The organism is Desulfothermus naphthae (assembly GCF_054657475.1).
The window spans coordinates 1-16,309 of the sequence record NZ_BAAHYQ010000001.1 but is presented as its reverse complement, the minus strand read 5'-3'; the positions used below and the strand labels follow the sequence as shown (position 1 = coordinate 16,309).

The window sequence follows — 16,309 nt, the reverse complement described above, 5'->3', positions numbered from 1 at the left end:
TCCTAATCTAACCTGCCAAAATATTATCTTTAAAGTTAATTATTATTGAAGAATTTGACAAGATATACTTTTTATATTCCCAAGATTTTGCCATAACCCTGTTTAAAAACATATTCGCAACCTTTTGTTTTCTTGGTTCTTTTTGAGCATCAATAGAAAGCAAACAGGATGTTATCAAAAATATCCCAAGTTCTACTAACCTCCTCGCATGAAATTGCTGGAATTGAGAATCACCAACCTTTTTGATGTGTCTTATGCAACTATCTAAACATTCCCTTAATTCTAAAATTCCCTGTTTTAGATTGGAATCAGAAATCTGGGAAAGGAGTTCATCTGTAAGGTTCATAACTCCCCCAGTTATAACACCTCCAATAGCAGCATGCACCTGCAGCTGAGTAGTGCCTTCATAAATATTTGTAATCCTAACGTCTCTATACAATCTTTCCACTTCAAAATCTTTGGTATATCCTACTCCACCATGGATCTGGAGGGCGTCATAAACAACTCTATTTGCCATTTCTGTGGCAAATATCTTTGACATGGGAGTAAGAAAAGAAGCATACCTTGAATATTGTTTAAATTCCCTTTTTTTACTTTTATCCTTTGTGCTTTCCAGACTTTCTTCTAAAGATTCCTTTAAGTCAACTATATTAGATGTGAAATAAACAAGTCTTCTTGCAGCTTCTATATCTACCTTCATGTTGGTTAGCATCTCATAGATCTGGGGAAATTCAATAATAGACGAACCAAACTGTTTTCTATTATTAGCATAATCATATGCCTCTCTATATGCAGCTTCTGCAATGCCCACTGCCTGTGCTGCAACACCTAGCCTTGCACCATTCATCAGAGAAAAAGTATATTTTACCAATCCTAATTTCCTCTCTCCAAGGAGTTCAGCCGGAGCATTTGTAAACATGATCTCACAGGTAGGAGAACCATGAATACCCAATTTTTCCTCTATTCTTCTAATTTTTAAATGTTCATCTTTTTTATAAATAAAAAGAGAAAGTCCCCTAGCCCCTTTAATATTTGGATCTGATCTTGCGAGTACCAAAATTATATCTCCACATCCATTGGTGATAAATCTCTTTACCCCATCTAAATACCATGTGCCATCATTACCTAAAGTAGCCTTTAATGAAACTGCCTGCAAATCAGAGCCAGCATCAGGCTCAGTCAAGGCCATTGCTCCAGTATATTCCCCAGAACAAAATTTGGGTAAATATTTTTTTCTTTGTTCCTCTGTTCCAAATCTATATATTGTTTCTGATATTTCCTGCAACCCAAACAAATTCATTAAAGAAGCATCTGCCCTTGAGACCATTTCAATTGCCAAAGAATATATTGTTTTGGGAAAATTTAATCCGCCATATTGTCTTGGAATAGTAAATCCCATGAAATCTGCTTGTCTTAATCTTTTTAATGCCTCTTTAGTGGATTTTGCATAATGAACAACACCATTTTCAAATCTTGCCCCTTCAATATCTACCTCCTTTGCCATGGGAGCTATTGTATTTCCACATATATCACCTAATATATCCAGAGCTATTTTGTAATTTTCAATTGCATCTTCTACACTGGATGGTGCGTATTCATAACTATGTTTTTCCTCAAAATCTTTTTCTTTTAATAAAACTATTCTTGAAATATCAATATTATCAATTAGAAACAAAATATCTTTGTTATCCTTAAAAAAATTTGGCACAACTAAACCTCCTCCGCTAATATTATATCTTTTTTAACATATCTTTATATGCTTTAATCATTATGGGCAATACATCTTTTAGATCTCCTACAATTTTGTAATGGGCCACATCAAATATAGGTGCTTCAGGATCTTTGTTTATAGCTAAAATCCTCTTTGAATTCATGATTCCAACAAGGTGTTGGACCTGTCCAGAAATTCCCAATGCAATGTATAAATTTGGTCTAATTGTAACTCCAGTCTGGCCAATTTGTCTATGAGGACTAAGAAAGCCAGCATCAATAAGGGGTCTTGAGCCACCAACCTCTGCCTTAAGCAGCTTTGCCAGCTGAAAAATCAAATCCATTATGTAATCCTCGGCAGCTCCCATCCCAGCGCCTATAACTATTTTGGCTCCCTTTAAATCTCCATCCCTTTCCTCTATACTCTGTTCAATTATCTCAGTGACCAAGTCTTGTTTTGAAAATTCTACAGAAAAATCTTCCACCTCGGCCTTTTTTCCAGAAATTATTTTATCAATAGCAATAACACCTTCCCTCACAGTTGCAATAGAAGGATTAGATTCTGGAGACACTATAGTGGCTATAATGTTTCCTCCCCATGCAGGTCTTATTTGAAGTAGCTGGTCTTTATACAAAATTTTTCCTGTCTTGTAATCGCCTATTTTTAGTTCTGTACAATCAGCAGTAAGACCGGCCTGTAAACAAGAAGCAACTCTTGGTGCTAAATCCCTGCCAATATGGGTTGCCCCAAAAAGTACAATATAGGGTCTATAATGCAAAATGGCAGAAACAACTGTTTTTGCAAATGGAATACTTCTATATAAAGATAACTCTTTATTAGAGACATAAATTATCCTGTCTGCACCATATTCCCCAAGTTCAGCAAGATTTTTAAGATTATATCCAACTGCCAGGCCTAAAACCTTGGAACCCAATTTTTTAGCCAAAGATCTTGCTTTACTTAAAAGTTCTTTGCTTACATCCTGAAGCTTTCCCTTTTTATATTCCAGAAAGACCATTATATTTTTTTCCATTAATTCCTCCTAACCGATTATGTGATCTTCTTTCAATTCTTTTAAAAGTTCAGATATAGAGTCTAAAGTAGGCTGAATCTCCTTTTTATCAAAGGTTTTTAACACAACATTTTCCACTTTTTTTACCCTGGTCTTAGATCCTTTGAGGCCACAGCGGTTTGGATCTGCCCCAATTGACTCAAGGTCCCACAACAAAATTAGAGCATTATCATTTTTTTGGGCCTTTAGCTTCTTATATGCCATAGCCCTTTTTACAGAAGGTGGTCGTGGGGTATTTGCCTTAGAGGAGATTGTTAAAAGAACTGGAAGGGGAGATTTACAAATCTCGTATCCATCACCTATATCTCTCTTCACCACTATATATTCTTTTGTCAACTCTACAATATTGAATACATAAGTGAGCTGATTAATATTTAATTTTTCAGCAACCTGAGGACCTACTTGAGCAGTATCCCCATCTATTGCCTGTCTACCGCAAAAAATTATATCAAAACTGGGCAATTTTTCTATTGCCTTGGTCAGGGTGTAGGAAGTAGCAAGTGTATCTGAAGCAGCAAATCTTCTATCACTCAAGAGTATAGCTTTATCTGCTCCCATGCATAAACAATATCTCAAAACATCTTCAGCCTTTGGAGGTCCCATGGATATAACTGTTATAGAACCTCCTGCATTTTCTTTAATTTTTAAGGCCTCTTCCAAAGCACACAAATCCTCTGGATTTATTATAGCAGGAAGGGCTTCTCTATTGACAGTACCATCAGGCTTCATTGCATCTTCAACTATATTTGATGTATCTGGCACCTGTTTTACCAAAACTACCATATTAAAACTCATTATCACCTCCGTATACATAAAAAAATTTTTTCAATAACCTTAGTTTTTAAAATTAATCTTTTGAGGAAGCTTAATCCATTTGTTAAAATAAAAAGAAAAATCTCCTGTAGGTGTTGGTGTAATTTTTTTATAAACGATTTTACCTTGAGTGTCTCTTTCTTTTATAACTATTCTACTATCTAAAGCCACTGTCCATTTTCTTACAAAAAGAAAGGTATAAGGACATTCTTTTGCAATTAGTTTGTGAAGTTCATGACAATACTTTATCTGTTTTTTTCTATTGTATTCTTTTCTGATCTTTTCAATTAACTCATCTGCTTTTTTATTTTTAAATCCAATAAAATTTAATTGGTATGGATGGGTTTGAGAAGAGTGCCAGATTTGATAGAGATCAGGTTCAATGGACATAACCCAACCAAGAATTACAGCATCAAAATCCAATTTATTGATCCTCTCCTGGATAAAGACCGACCATTCCAGTACATCAGTTGATACATCTACTCCTATCTTTTTCCATGAATCCTGAACAATTGCCAAAATAGCCCTTCTTATTTCATTTCCTGAATTGGTAATTAAAGTAAATTCGAGTTTTTTCCCATTTTTATATAACCAACCATCTTTTCCTTTGTGCCATCCAGCCTTTTTCAATAATTTGATAGCACCATCTGGATCATAGGGGATGGGTTTTATGGATTTATCATAATATGGAGATTGTTTTACAAATGGACCTGTTATTCTTTCTCCCTGGTTGTAGAGGACATATTTTATTATTTTGTCCACGTCAATTGCCATTGACAGTGCCCGTCTAACACGTAGGTCCTTAAATATTTCTCTCCTTAAATTGTATCCAATATAGGTATATCCATAGGAAGTTCCTGAAAAGACCTGGAATCTTGGATCATTTTTCAGTCTATTTACCTCGTGGGGAGATGCCCCATAAATATCCAGGGTACCTGCATAAAATTCCATTTCTTGAGTTAACTTATCTGGGATAATTCTAAAGATAAATTTTTTATAATTTGGTGGACCTTCGAAATATCTATTAAACCGTTCCAATATAATATATTGGCCAGACTTCCATTCTTTGAATTTAAATGGTCCACACCCAATAGGGTGCCTATTAAAAATAGAATCCCTTAAGGTAAAGTTTTTTGGATCAATCCCCCTTTTAATGGCCTCTTTTCTTAAAGCAGCTTTATCCAATAGATGTTTTGGCAAAATCCCTATTGACCACGCAGATAAAGCAGGTGAATAGAGTCGCTTATACACCACCTTTACTGTATATGGATCTAATATTTTTACTTCCTTAATGGGTTCAAAATCAGAGATCCTTGGAGACAAATTTTTTGGATTCATAATGGCCTCATAAGTGAATTTAATATCTTCAGCAGTGAGCTTATGGCCATCGTGAAAAAAAATGTTTTTTCTTAAGTGAAAAACTATGACTGGATTGTGTTCATAGGGAGTAAAAAGTTTTTTTCTTAATTTTTCTATTAGATCGCCAGACAAATCTCTGTTTTTAACTTCAACGATCTTGGCTCTATCTATATCTTCAAAATATTTAGCTCCTAGAACTTTTTTTACTTTGTCAAAAAAATCTGGTTCAACATTATTTAAAGTTATTTTTATCTTTTTAGGCAGATTAAGCTGGATTTCCACAACCCTGTCCTTATCTTTGAAGTGAACTGTGTTTTTTTGTTCAGGGAGTATCTCAATTTTTTTTATTCCAGAAATAGAGGATAGCCTTTTTATTATTTGGTCAATTGATATATTTTTCTTTTTATTTACATAAAAATAAGCCTCCTCATAGATCTCCCAGGATTTTGCAATACGTCCTCTAAAATTTAAGTGCTCGTCTCTATCCACTAATCCTTCAAAGACCTTGGATTCAATCTCAGAAGAGGCACTATCGGCTGATAGAATTGGGTTTAATATGGCAGCATCTCCTGTCGAGCCAGAGATAAATTCAACCAGTCTGTTTGGATTTCCCTTGGTCTGTTCTTCGTATGTGGGCACCCAAAAATATGACTGGAACAAAAGAAGCATCAAAAAAAGAGGAGCAAATAATAAAATTTTTTTTATTTTCATTGACAACCCTCATTACTCTGTTACAGGAAATACTTACTTTAATTTACGGAAATTTCAGTTTTATGTTAACCTTAAGAGTCTCCCTGTTTTTATTTGAACAAAACAAGAGTTTTTTACATAAAGGTTTTAGAGTTGACAACCTTAAAGAAGGAGTTGGTGTCCATGATCATTCACATATTAGATAATCAAGGAAAGTCTATTGGGGCAATGAAGGAAGAGTTGGTGCATGAACAAAATCTCTTACACAAAAGATTAATCTTACTTATATATGTGGAGAAAATGATTTGTTTTAAAAAACATCAAGATGGGAATGACATTTATGATTTTCCAGTAAATATTCACCTTCCAATTGATTCATCTCAAGAAGAATTAATAGAAAAAAAATTGGAGGAACTGGAGCTTAAAAAAAGGCTCGTAAAATCATATAGACAAAATCATTTTTATAGAGAGAAAAATGAATTTATCTCTATTTATTTTATAAAAAGCAACAAGTTTGAAATGGATGAGTTTAACCTTAATCTGATTTATTTACAGAGAAGGGAATTTGATTTTGCCTTAAGAAAATATCCAGAAATTTTTTCAGAGTATGTACACTGGACATACTCAATTGGAGTTACTTTTTCAGGACTGTCCTGATATTTTGGAAACCCTTTATCAAATAAAAAGGCCAGTCCTCCTTTTTGGGGATAAATAGCACAAAGGTCTTGGTCAAATTATGAGAATTTTTCTAGGTTTTTACTGAAAATTGGTAGGTACTTGTCTTTTTCTTTTATTTTTTTTTAAAGATTTAATACTTAAATTTGTTTAATAATATTCAAAGGATACTCTCTATGAAAAAAGGTCCAAAAAATGAACTTGAATTTCTAAGATCAATTATAAATATTCTATCATCAGATAGTCTTAATTTAAGTGAGAAAATGGATAAAAGCCTCAGGTTAATTTTAAATAGAATTCAGGCTTTAAAAGGTTCTATTATGTTGTATTCAAAAGAAACAGGAAAATTTCAGATTGTGGCTGCTACAAACAAAAAAATATTGAATAAGGAAATCCCAGTTAATCCAGAATCTATTTCTGGTTATGTGCTTACCAATGGGGAACCTGTATTTTTAAAGGACATCAGAAAATCAAAAAAATTTAAATCCTTTGCTATAGGTAAAAACTATGATACTCCATCTCTAATATGTGTGCCTCTTAAAATGAAAGGACGAATTTTAGGTGTAATTAATGTATCAGATCACCAAAAAAATAAAGCCTTTACAGAAAATGATTTTGCTTTTTTAAAAGACTATGCCTCGATATTATCACCACTTATAGAAAATTCTCGTTTATTTCAGATATTAAGGGAAGAAAAGGAAAGATATAAAAAATTATCAGAAGAGTTAGAAATAAGTAAACAAGAATTGCTCATGACCTATACAGAGAGACAACAATTAGTAGAAATGGTGGTTCATGATTTTAAAAGCCCCCTTTCAGCTATTATATCAAACCTGGATCTATTAAAATATGTAGGTCTTAATGATCAACAAAAACAAATTGTAGATACTGCATTAAATGGTGCCAAAAAGCTCCTGGATATGATAAACGAATTCCTTCAGGTTGCCAAAGTAGATCAATTTCAAAAACATAAGATCAAGTTTGAACCAGTATCTTTTTTGTCTGTTTTAGACGAAGTTTTGGAGCAAATAAAACCTCAGGCAGACATTAAATCAATAAAAATAATACAAGAATCCCACGAAGATGTCTTACTGTGGGGTACTCATTCTCTTTTTGTCCACTTAATTCAGAATCTGATATCCAATGCAATAAAATATACTCCAGAGAATGGTTTGGTAAAGATTTCATGGGATGTTTTAGATTCAAAAAGGATAGAAGATAAGTTTAAAAAAATTGCTAAAATTTGCATACAAGATACAGGTCCTGGCATACCAGATGATTATAAAAAAATAATTTTTAACAAATTTGAGAGGCTTCACAAAGATAAAGGAGTTCAAGGCACAGGTTTAGGTCTTTTTATTTGCAAACGTATCGTGAGTTTATTAGGAGGAAGGATTTGGATAGAAGATGTAGAACCTCAGGGTAGTAAATTTTGTTTTATTTGTTATGTTTATGAGGGGGAATATAATGGACAAGCAAAGACCAATCTTGCTGGTTGATGATATTCAGCCAGCCAGGGAGACTCTTATAAATATATTAAAAGTTATAGGGTATAAAAATTTTTTAAATGCCTCAAATGGTGAAGAGGCAATAGAATTATTGAAAAATAATCCAGATATTCAGTTGATTATAAGTGATTGGAAAATGCCGAAAATGGATGGTATTGAATTATTAAAATGGGTGCGCTCTCACAAAGAATTTAAAAATATTCCTTTTATCATGGTGACATCAAAGGGAGAAAAGGAAGATATAGCATTGGCGGCTGAAGAGGATGTGACTGAATATCTTGTTAAACCTGTGACTATTGATGCTCTTATATCAAAAATGGAAAATATAGAGAACAAATTAGCAAAATTTAATAAACTAAAAAAGAAATTGAAATCAATAAAAAAGTCAATTGACTGTGGCAAGGAGAAGGAAATAAAGGCAAAAATGGAAAATCTTTTAAAAGAATATCCAAATGATAAACCCAGACTTCTTATAGAAATTGCAACTATGTATATGGAAAAAGGTTGTCTGGATGAAGCAGAGAGGATAGTTGACATTGCTCTTTCAAATAATCCCCTGTATACCAAAGGATGGTGGCTTAAAAGTGAGATAGCTCTCAAAAAAAACGACCCCAATAGTGCGCTTTCTGCTTTAAAGAAACTATATGAATTAAATCCAAATTCATCAAAAATTCTCTATAATATTGGGAAGATTTATCTTGCAAAAGAGAATTTAGACAAGGCCAAAAATTTTTTTTTGATGGCTATAAAAGTAGACCCAAAAAATGAAAAATTGGTCCAAAATATATGGAATTCATATCTTGAAAAGGACTTTGTGGAGGAAGTTTTAAGGGATTTTAGTCATATATTATTTGAAAAATTAACCGTGGAGACATTAAATAATTTAGCAGTCTGCTTGAGTAAAAAAGGCTCTGTAGAGCAAGCAATAATTGCTTATCGTCAGGCACTAAAAAAAGAACCCAAAAATTCTAGAATCCATTATAATCTGGCAGTGGCATATTTGAAGGCCGGGAAAAAGAAAAATTCATTAATTCATTTAAATGAGGCTATACAAATAGATCCAGAATTTGAGGATGCGAAAAAACTCTTGGATAAGTTACTAAAAGAAAAAAAATTAACAAAAAGTGATTAGTCAATAATACATGAATCATTTCTTCCTTTTTAGATAAAACTTTACTTCTAACTCTCAATCGACCAACATGATGTCTTGGATTGCTACTTGTATTGCTATTATCTCTTTCTGTTATTGCTGTTCCTCTTTTCCCTATTACATGATATTCTCGCTGCTATACTTTCTTAAAAATTTCTCAAACATGTTTATAAAAAATGCAATTTTTCAACTGGTTACGTTTTTTGTATAAATAGTGGCTATAACTGGTTCTGGATGTGATTTGGATTCCTTTTTTATCCAAATAGAAATAAACAACAGTAAAAAATAGTCTGAGCATGCAATTTTTCTTTTTTGTTTTTTCAGAAGAGTTGACAATGGGTTGTTAATTAATTAGAAGGTCAATATCCTTTTGTAAAAGTTTAGTATCATTTTTTTACCACACTAAGGCAGGTTGGGTTGAAAGAGGGTTTTTTACCCGATATGGTAAAAAGCTATATAAATCGATGATTAAGGTACAAGGAGATTAATATGGAAACTAAAGTGAATCCATCCAACAAAAATGGATCCGTATTGGTAGCTGGAGGGGGTATTGCCGGTATGCAGGCAGCCCTTGATTTAGCTGATTCTGGTTTTAAGGTCCATTTGGTAGAGAAGAGTACAGGTGTTGGTGGAGTAATGTCTGAGCTTGATAAGACATTTCCCACCAATGACTGTGCAATGTGAATTATCTCTCCTAAGCTGGTCGAGTTCGGCCGCCATCCAAATATTAACATCATCACGAAAGCCACGATCAAAGAAATTGAAGGTTCTGCAGGAAATTTCAAGGTAAAAGTAGAAAAATTACCCAGGTACATTGATGTAACTAAGTGTACCTCTTGTGGTGAATGTGAGGCTGTATGTCCAGTTGAATTACCTGATGAATATAATCAGGGAATGAGTACCAAGAAGGCCACATCCAAAAAATATGCTCAGACAGTTCCAAGTGCTTATGCAATCTTAAAATTAGAGCAAAAACCACCTTGTAGGCTTACCTGTCCTGCCGGGATAAATGTGCAGGGTTATGTGCAGATGGTAAAACAGGGCAAATATAAAGAGGCCCTGGAGATCATAATGGAGCAGCTTCCCTTACCTGGTGTCTTGGGAAGGGTGTGCCCTGCTGGATGTGAAAAGGCATGTAGGAGACAGGAAATAGATGCACCAGTTGCGATTCGTGCCCTAAAGAGACTGGCAGCTGATATGTATGACCCAAGGAAAGTTGAAATCGAATGTGCTCCTGAGAGAGAGGAGAGGGTTGCAATTATTGGTTCTGGTCCAGCAGGTCTTAGTTGTGCCTATCACCTTGCAAGAAGAGGTATTAAATCCACAATATTTGAGGCATTGCCAAAGCCTGGTGGAATGCTTCGTGTTGGGATTCCTGAACACAGGTTGCCCAGGGATGTGCTGGATAGGGAAATTGAAGTTATCACCAATCTCGGCGTTGAAATAAAGACCAATATGAGATTGGGAAAGGATTTTCAATTAGATGATCTCTTTAATCAGGGATATAAAGCAGTATTTTTAGCAATAGGTGCCCATAAAGGGATTGAGCTTGGCATCCCTGGAGAAAAGGCGGATGGAGTTGTTCAGGGAGTAGATTATCTAAGGGAGGTAAATTTAAAAGGAAGCGCCAAGACAGGGAAAAAGGTTGCTGTTATTGGTGGTGGAAATGTGGCAATAGACGTTGCCAGGGCAGCAATCAGACTTGGTGCTGAGGAAGTCACAATTGTATATAGAAGGACAGAAAAAGAGATGCCTGCCTTGCCAGAAGAAGTAAAGGCAGCAAAGGAAGAAGGAGTTAAATTTCTATTTCTAGCTGCACCTCAGGAAGTTTTACATGAAAATGGAAAAGTTGTTGGTTTGAGATGCATTAAGATGGAATTAGGTGAGCCTGATTCATCTGGAAGAAGGCGTCCAATTCCAATACCAGATAGTGAATTTGATTTAGAGGTAGATCAGATAGCAGCTGCAATTGGTCAGAGGCCAGATATATCATGTTTAGAAGATGTAACTGGGATAGATTTTACCAGATGGTCTACAATAGAGACCAATTCTATTTCCTATGCAACTAACAGGGAAGGCGTATTTGCTGGTGGTGATTGTCAAAGTGGTCCCTGGATAGTGATTGGTGCTGTGGCAGCAGGAAAAGAAGTAGCTATTTCAATAGAGAGGTATTTAAATGGAGAAGATTTGGAAGCAGGCAGAGAACCCAAAAAGATAGATGAGAATTTTGAATATAGACCAATTCCAGAGACAGAATCTCCTAAGGAAAGGGCCAAAGAAAGGGAGCTTCCAGTTGAAGAGAGAAAGGGCAATTTTAAGGAAGTGGAACTTGGATTAACAGAAGAAGAGGGACGCAAAGAAGCAGAAAGATGTATTAATTGTAGTTATTGTTGTGAATGTTTTCAGTGTGTAAAGGCCTGTGGAGCAGGTGCTGTAACCTTAGAGACCCATGCACAGCAAAAAGAAGAGGAGATTTTAGAGGTAGGAGCAGTAGTTCTGGCCCCTGGTTTCAATCCTTATAATCCCAAGGGATTGGATAACTATGGATATGGATTGCTTCCAAATGTGGTTACAGCAATGCAGTTTGAAAGGATCCTTTCTGCATCTGGTCCAACAGGTGGCCATCTAGTTAGACCATCAGACCACAAAGAGCCCAAAAAGATTGCATGGCTTCAGTGTGTGGGATCCAGAGATATAAATAGATGTGAGCATGGATATTGTTCTTCAGTATGTTGTATGTACGCCATAAAAGAGGCAGTAATTGCCAAAGAACATGCAGGCTCAGACCTTGAATGCGCAATCTTTTACATGGATATGCGCACCTATGGAAAAGACTTTGAAAGATATTATGAACAGGCCAAAGAAAAACATGGAGTAAAGTTTATCAGATCCAGAATCCACACCATAGACCCGGTACCTGGAAGTGATGACCTTATTGTGAGATATTTTGATGAATCTGGAGAGATGAAAGAAGAACAATATGATATGATAGTGCTATCTGTTGGTCTTGAGACAGCAAAAGACTCTATTGAGCTTGCCTTGGTCTTAGGAGTGGAATTAACCAAGGGTAAATTCTGTCAAACCTCCAGTTTTAAACCTGTTTCCACATCCAAAGAGGGAATATTTGTTTGTGGTGCCTTTCAAGGACCAAAGGATATTCCAACAGCAGTTGTGGAATCATCAGCAGCAGCTGCAGCTGTGGGTGAAATTTTAAGCGATGTAAGATTTACCCAGACAACAGAAGTCGAGATACCTCCAGAAAGGAATATAATTGGGGAACCTCCACGTATAGGCGTGTTTGTGTGCAGGTGTGGAACAAACATTGCGGGAGTTATAGATGTTGAGGCTGTGAGGGATTATGCAGCCACTTTGCCTTATGTTGTTCACGTAGAAGACAATATGTATACCTGTTCTCAGGATACCCAGGACAGGATTACTGAAGTGATAAAGGAGAAGGGATTAACCAGAGTGATTGTAGCTGCATGTACTCCCAAGACACACGAGCCCTTGTTCCAGGAGACCTTGATAAAAGCAGGCCTTAATAAATATATGTTTGAGATGGTAAATATCAGAAATCAGGATTCCTGGGTACATAGATATAATCCAGAAATTGCCACAGAAAAGGCCAAAGAATTGGTGAGAATGGCAGTAAATAAGGTAGTTTACAAAGAACCTCTTGAGGAAATTGAGCTAAATATAGATCAAAGGGCCCTGGTTATAGGCGGTGGTGTTGCAGGGCTTAGTGCTGCAATAAATCTCGCTAAACAGGGATATGAGACCCATATTGTGGAAAGAACAGACAAGCTTGGTGGAAATGCCCTAAAGCTCTTTAAGACTTGGACAGGAGAGTCTGTAAAAGAAGGACTGGATTGGTTAATTAATGAGGCAAAGTCATTAGATAATCTCCATATTCATTTAAATAGTGAGATAATAGATGTTGATGGTTTTGTTGGTAATTTTAAGACAACAATAAAAAATAGTTCAGGAGAAAAGACCTTAGAACACGGTGTTACTGTAATTGCAACAGGTGGGGCAGAATATCAGCCAGATGAGTATTTGTATGGACAAGATGATAGGATAAAGACCCACCTTGAGCTTGATAAGATGTTTATGGATGATGAGCCTAAATTAAAAGATGTAAATACAGCAGTATTTATCCAATGTGTTGGCTCAAGGGAAAAGGATAGGCCCTATTGTTCCAGGGTATGTTGTTCCCACTCAATTGAGAGTGCACTTGAGATTAAGAAGAGAAATCCAGATGCAAAGGTATTTATCTTATACAGGGATATAAGGACCTATGGTGAGAGGGAGTATTTATATGAAGAGGCAAGAAGAAAAGGGGTTATCTTTATAAGATACAATGTGGATGAAAAGCCTGTAGTGACGAAAGATGGAGATAACCTAATTGTAAAAGTAAAAGATCATATTACAGGCTTGCCCCTTGAAATAGAGACCGATCTTTTAACACTTGCAACAGCTATAGTTCCCTATAAGGATGAAAAACTTGCCCAATTTTATAAACTCCCATTAAATGAAGATGGATTTTTTGTTGAAAAGCACGCAAAACTTGGTCCTGCAGAATTTGCCACAGATGGAGTATACTTGTGTGGTCTTGCACACTATCCAAAATCAATAGACGAGTCTATTGCCCAGGGACTAGCTGCTTCAGCAAGGGCAATTACCTTACTTGCCAAGAAAAAGATATTCTCCAGTGGTGAAGTCTCTGTGGTTGATCCAAGAAAGTGCGTTGGTTGTGGTGTTTGCGTAACGATTTGTCCCTATTCAGCACCGAGGATAGTGGAAGAGGAAGGACCAAATCAGGGCAAGGCAGAGATAAATCCAGCTTTGTGTAAGGGTTGTGGCCTGTGTATGGCATCGTGCAGGTCTGGAGCGATTTCCTTAAAGGGTATGGAAAACCAGCATGTTTATGCAATGATAGAGGCCATTGCTGTTTAAGCTTGAACTAAATATCAGGGCCTTAAAAAGAGGTAATATGTTTCTTTTTAAGGTCCTGTTAAAATAAAAAACTTAATTACCAGGAGAAGCCAAGATGACAAACTTTGAACCAAAGATAGTTGCATTTTTATGTAACTGGTGTAGTTATGGGGCAGCTGATTTAGCTGGTGTTAGCAGGATGGAATATCCTGCAAATATCAGAATAATAAGGGTGCCCTGCTCTGGAAGTATGAGCCCAAAATTTATTCTACAGGCCTTTAGACAGGGTGTAGATGGTGTATGGGTATCTGGCTGACACCCGGGCGACTGCCACTATATTAGTGGCAATCTGTTCGCCAGACGGCGGTTCGCTGTCTTGAAGAACCTGCTTGAGTATATTGGGATTGAACCTGAGAGATTACATTTTACCTGGATATCATCAGCAGAGGCAGGGAGATTTCAAGAAAAGGCCAAGCAAATAGTGGAAACTGTTAAGAAAGTTGGTCCTGCAATGAAGAAAAATAAACTAATAAAGAATTTAAGTCCCATTGCCATAAATTTATAAACTTGAGGGCAAGGTTGTAGGAGGATATATGTTAGCTGAATATACAAAACAATTAAGAGACACGGCAAAACGTCTTTTAAAGGACAAGAAGGTAGATTGTGTCCTTGGTTACAGAAAAGGCACAATTCCTTTGGTGGACGCCCCATATTTTGCTTATACAGAGGAAGATTGTGATAATTTGATCTGGTCTAGCTTTTGTACCAAAAATCTGGCAAAGTTTCTAATTAAAAGACAGGATAAAGTAGCAGTAGTTGCGCAAGGATGTGTTAGCAGATCTATTGTGGGGCTTATAAATGAGAATCAGGTAAAAAGAGAAAATGTGTATATCTTAGGTATATGGTCTCCTGGAATGGTGGATAGAATGAAAGTTTATGAAAAAATAGGTGGTAAGGAAATTGTGGAAGCTGAGGAACAAGGGGATAAGATCATTGTCAGAGGTGATGGATTTGAAGAGGCCATAAATAAAAAAGAGGTATTAAGACAAAATTGTCTTACCTGTATTCATAGAAATGCGGTTTTATATGATGAGTTTATAGGAGAAAAAGGCGAAGACACAGGTGGTGGTGATATAGATCAAGTTGCTGCTCCCTGGGAAAAACTCTCTATTGATGAGAGGTGGGAGAAGTTTAAAGATACATTTAAGGAATGTATCAGATGTTATGCATGCAGGAATGCATGCCCCCTATGTTATTGTGCAGAGTGTTTTGTAGATGAGTCCAGACCCCAGTGGTGTGGTAAGACCCATGATGAGGCAGATGTTTATACATTCCATATCTTGCGGGCATTTCACTGTGCTGGAAGATGCGTAGATTGTGGAGCCTGTGAGTCTGCCTGTCCAATGGGCATAAAGATGAGAGTGCTCACCTCTAAGATAGAAAAAGACATAAGGCAGATGTATAACTATGTACCAGGATTGGAGATAGGCGCAACTCCACCTCTTAGTGTGTATAGGCCCGATGACCCAGAAGAATTTATAACCCCATAAAAAGGAAATTAGCTATGGGATATAAATATTTGGCAAAACAAGACATAAAAGAGCTCTTTGATAAGGTATCCAAATTAGGGGATGTTTTTGCCCCTGTAAAAAAGGGTATAGAAGTAGTTTGGTCAGAAGTTCAAGATGTATCTAATGTATTATTTGATTTTAAAAATACATCCCTGTCTCCCAAGGGTTTATTTTTCCCTCAAACAGAATGTATGTTTGAATTCAAGAACAACCCAAGGGCAGAGGATGGGCTTATTTTAAAAGAAGTGCCCCCTCTGGAAAAAAATAGAGTGATTTTTAATATCCGACCCTGTGATGCAAGGGCATTTGCTATCTTGGATAAGGTATTTATGAAAGATGAAGATTCATTGGATGTGTACTGGAAGGATAAAAGGGACAAGACCACATTAATTGGACTTGCCTGTAATAATCCTGCTTCAACCTGTTTTTGTACTCAGGTAGGTTCTTCTCCCTTTGGAGAACAAGGCCTGGATGTCCTTATGATAGACCTTGGGGATAAGTTTCTGCTAAAGCCCATTACTGATAAGGGAAAAGATATCTTAGATGGATTTAATGATGCATCAGATGAGGATGTAAAAAAGATAGATGAGTTAAAAGAAAATGCAGAAAACAAAATAAAAACTAAACTCTCAATGGATAATATTTTGTCTAGAGAGATATTAGAGGTATATGAAAATCCATATTGGGATAGGTTGCATGAGACCTGTTTAAATTGTGGTGCATGTACTTTTTATTGTCCAACCTGCCATTGTTTTGATATTCAGGATGAGACAAAGGGAGAATATGGAAGGCGAGTCAGGATTTGGGACACATGCATGAGCTGGC

12 protein-coding genes and 1 pseudogene are annotated in these 16,309 nt (G+C 36.0%); 9 read left to right on the top strand and 4 right to left on the bottom strand.

The window, feature by feature from the left end; all coding sequences use genetic code 11:
- Positions 1 to 7 precede the first annotated feature (7 nt).
- The 4 genes from ACYQ1E_RS00055 to ACYQ1E_RS00040 are packed head-to-tail and all read right to left on the bottom strand — an operon-like array spanning position 8 to position 5,666.
- The gene (locus ACYQ1E_RS00055) at positions 8 to 1,708 is read right to left on the bottom strand and encodes an acyl-CoA dehydrogenase family protein (protein WP_459874618.1); all 1,701 of its coding nucleotides are present in this window, start codon (positions 1,706 to 1,708) and stop codon (positions 8 to 10) included.
- Positions 1,709 to 1,730: 22 nt separating this feature from the next.
- Positions 1,731 to 2,744, bottom strand: a complete 1,014-nt coding sequence (locus ACYQ1E_RS00050; protein ID WP_459874617.1) for an electron transfer flavoprotein subunit alpha/FixB family protein — start codon at positions 2,742 to 2,744, stop codon at positions 1,731 to 1,733.
- Positions 2,745 to 2,753: 9 nt separating this feature from the next.
- Complete coding sequence (locus tag ACYQ1E_RS00045) at positions 2,754 to 3,578, bottom strand: electron transfer flavoprotein subunit beta/FixA family protein (protein WP_459874616.1); 825 nt, start codon at positions 3,576 to 3,578, stop codon at positions 2,754 to 2,756.
- Between the two features lie 39 nt (positions 3,579 to 3,617).
- On the bottom strand, positions 3,618 to 5,666 hold the full coding sequence (locus ACYQ1E_RS00040) for a peptide-binding protein (RefSeq protein ID WP_459874615.1): 2,049 nt from the start codon (positions 5,664 to 5,666) through the stop codon (positions 3,618 to 3,620).
- A gap of 162 nt (positions 5,667 to 5,828) precedes the next feature.
- Between ACYQ1E_RS00040 and ACYQ1E_RS00035 the strand changes: the two genes are divergently transcribed.
- The 9 genes and pseudogenes from ACYQ1E_RS00035 to ACYQ1E_RS00005 all read left to right on the top strand — a co-directional run.
- Positions 5,829 to 6,302: an NUDIX hydrolase gene (locus ACYQ1E_RS00035; protein ID WP_459874614.1), complete on the top strand. Its 474-nt coding sequence runs from the start codon at positions 5,829 to 5,831 to the stop codon at positions 6,300 to 6,302.
- A 194-nt stretch (positions 6,303 to 6,496) separates the two neighbouring features.
- The gene (locus tag ACYQ1E_RS00030; protein WP_459874613.1) at positions 6,497 to 7,819 is read left to right on the top strand and encodes a GAF domain-containing sensor histidine kinase; all 1,323 of its coding nucleotides are present in this window, start codon (positions 6,497 to 6,499) and stop codon (positions 7,817 to 7,819) included.
- Positions 7,788 to 8,960 carry a tetratricopeptide repeat protein gene (locus tag ACYQ1E_RS00025; RefSeq protein ID WP_459874612.1) on the top strand — a complete coding sequence of 391 codons (1,173 nt, stop codon included), beginning with the start codon at positions 7,788 to 7,790 and terminating at the stop codon, positions 8,958 to 8,960. Before ACYQ1E_RS00030 ends, ACYQ1E_RS00025 begins: the two co-directional genes overlap by 32 nt.
- 507 nt (positions 8,961 to 9,467) lie before the next feature.
- Positions 9,468 to 9,662 carry an FAD-dependent oxidoreductase gene (locus ACYQ1E_RS16275; protein ID WP_488193112.1) on the top strand — a complete coding sequence of 65 codons (195 nt, stop codon included), beginning with the start codon at positions 9,468 to 9,470 and terminating at the stop codon, positions 9,660 to 9,662.
- A pseudogene (locus tag ACYQ1E_RS16270) lies at positions 9,663 to 9,845 on the top strand (4Fe-4S binding protein); the annotation flags it as partial.
- Between the two features lie 27 nt (positions 9,846 to 9,872).
- Positions 9,873 to 13,934: an NAD(P)-binding protein gene (locus ACYQ1E_RS00020; protein ID WP_488193111.1), complete on the top strand. Its 4,062-nt coding sequence runs from the start codon at positions 9,873 to 9,875 to the stop codon at positions 13,932 to 13,934.
- 94 nt (positions 13,935 to 14,028) lie between these two features.
- Positions 14,029 to 14,478, top strand: coding sequence for a hydrogenase iron-sulfur subunit (locus ACYQ1E_RS00015; RefSeq protein WP_459874609.1), 450 nt, complete (start codon positions 14,029 to 14,031; stop codon positions 14,476 to 14,478).
- Between the two features lie 28 nt (positions 14,479 to 14,506).
- Positions 14,507 to 15,463: a (Fe-S)-binding protein gene (locus ACYQ1E_RS00010; protein ID WP_459874606.1), complete on the top strand. Its 957-nt coding sequence runs from the start codon at positions 14,507 to 14,509 to the stop codon at positions 15,461 to 15,463.
- A 14-nt stretch (positions 15,464 to 15,477) separates the two neighbouring features.
- Positions 15,478 to 16,309 (top strand): 4Fe-4S dicluster domain-containing protein (locus tag ACYQ1E_RS00005; RefSeq protein ID WP_459874604.1); only part of this gene is annotated, 832 nt, incomplete at its 3' end.

Bases quoted from the DNA above. Each gene is read 5' to 3' on its own strand.
- ACYQ1E_RS00040 (WP_459874615.1), bottom strand. From the start codon at position 5,666: ATGAAAATAAAAAAAATTTTATTATTTGCTCCTCTTTTTTTGATGCTT.
- ACYQ1E_RS16275 (WP_488193112.1), top strand. From the start codon at position 9,468: ATGGAAACTAAAGTGAATCCATCCAACAAAAATGGATCCGTATTGGTA.
- ACYQ1E_RS00050 (WP_459874617.1), bottom strand. From the start codon at position 2,744: ATGGAAAAAAATATAATGGTCTTTCTGGAATATAAAAAGGGAAAGCTT.
- ACYQ1E_RS00020 (WP_488193111.1), top strand. From the start codon at position 9,873: ATGAGTACCAAGAAGGCCACATCCAAAAAATATGCTCAGACAGTTCCA.
- ACYQ1E_RS00010 (WP_459874606.1), top strand. From the start codon at position 14,507: ATGTTAGCTGAATATACAAAACAATTAAGAGACACGGCAAAACGTCTT.
- ACYQ1E_RS00035 (WP_459874614.1), top strand. From the start codon at position 5,829: ATGATCATTCACATATTAGATAATCAAGGAAAGTCTATTGGGGCAATG.
- ACYQ1E_RS00030 (WP_459874613.1), top strand. From the start codon at position 6,497: ATGAAAAAAGGTCCAAAAAATGAACTTGAATTTCTAAGATCAATTATA.
- ACYQ1E_RS00045 (WP_459874616.1), bottom strand. From the start codon at position 3,578: ATGAGTTTTAATATGGTAGTTTTGGTAAAACAGGTGCCAGATACATCA.
- ACYQ1E_RS00025 (WP_459874612.1), top strand. From the start codon at position 7,788: ATGGACAAGCAAAGACCAATCTTGCTGGTTGATGATATTCAGCCAGCC.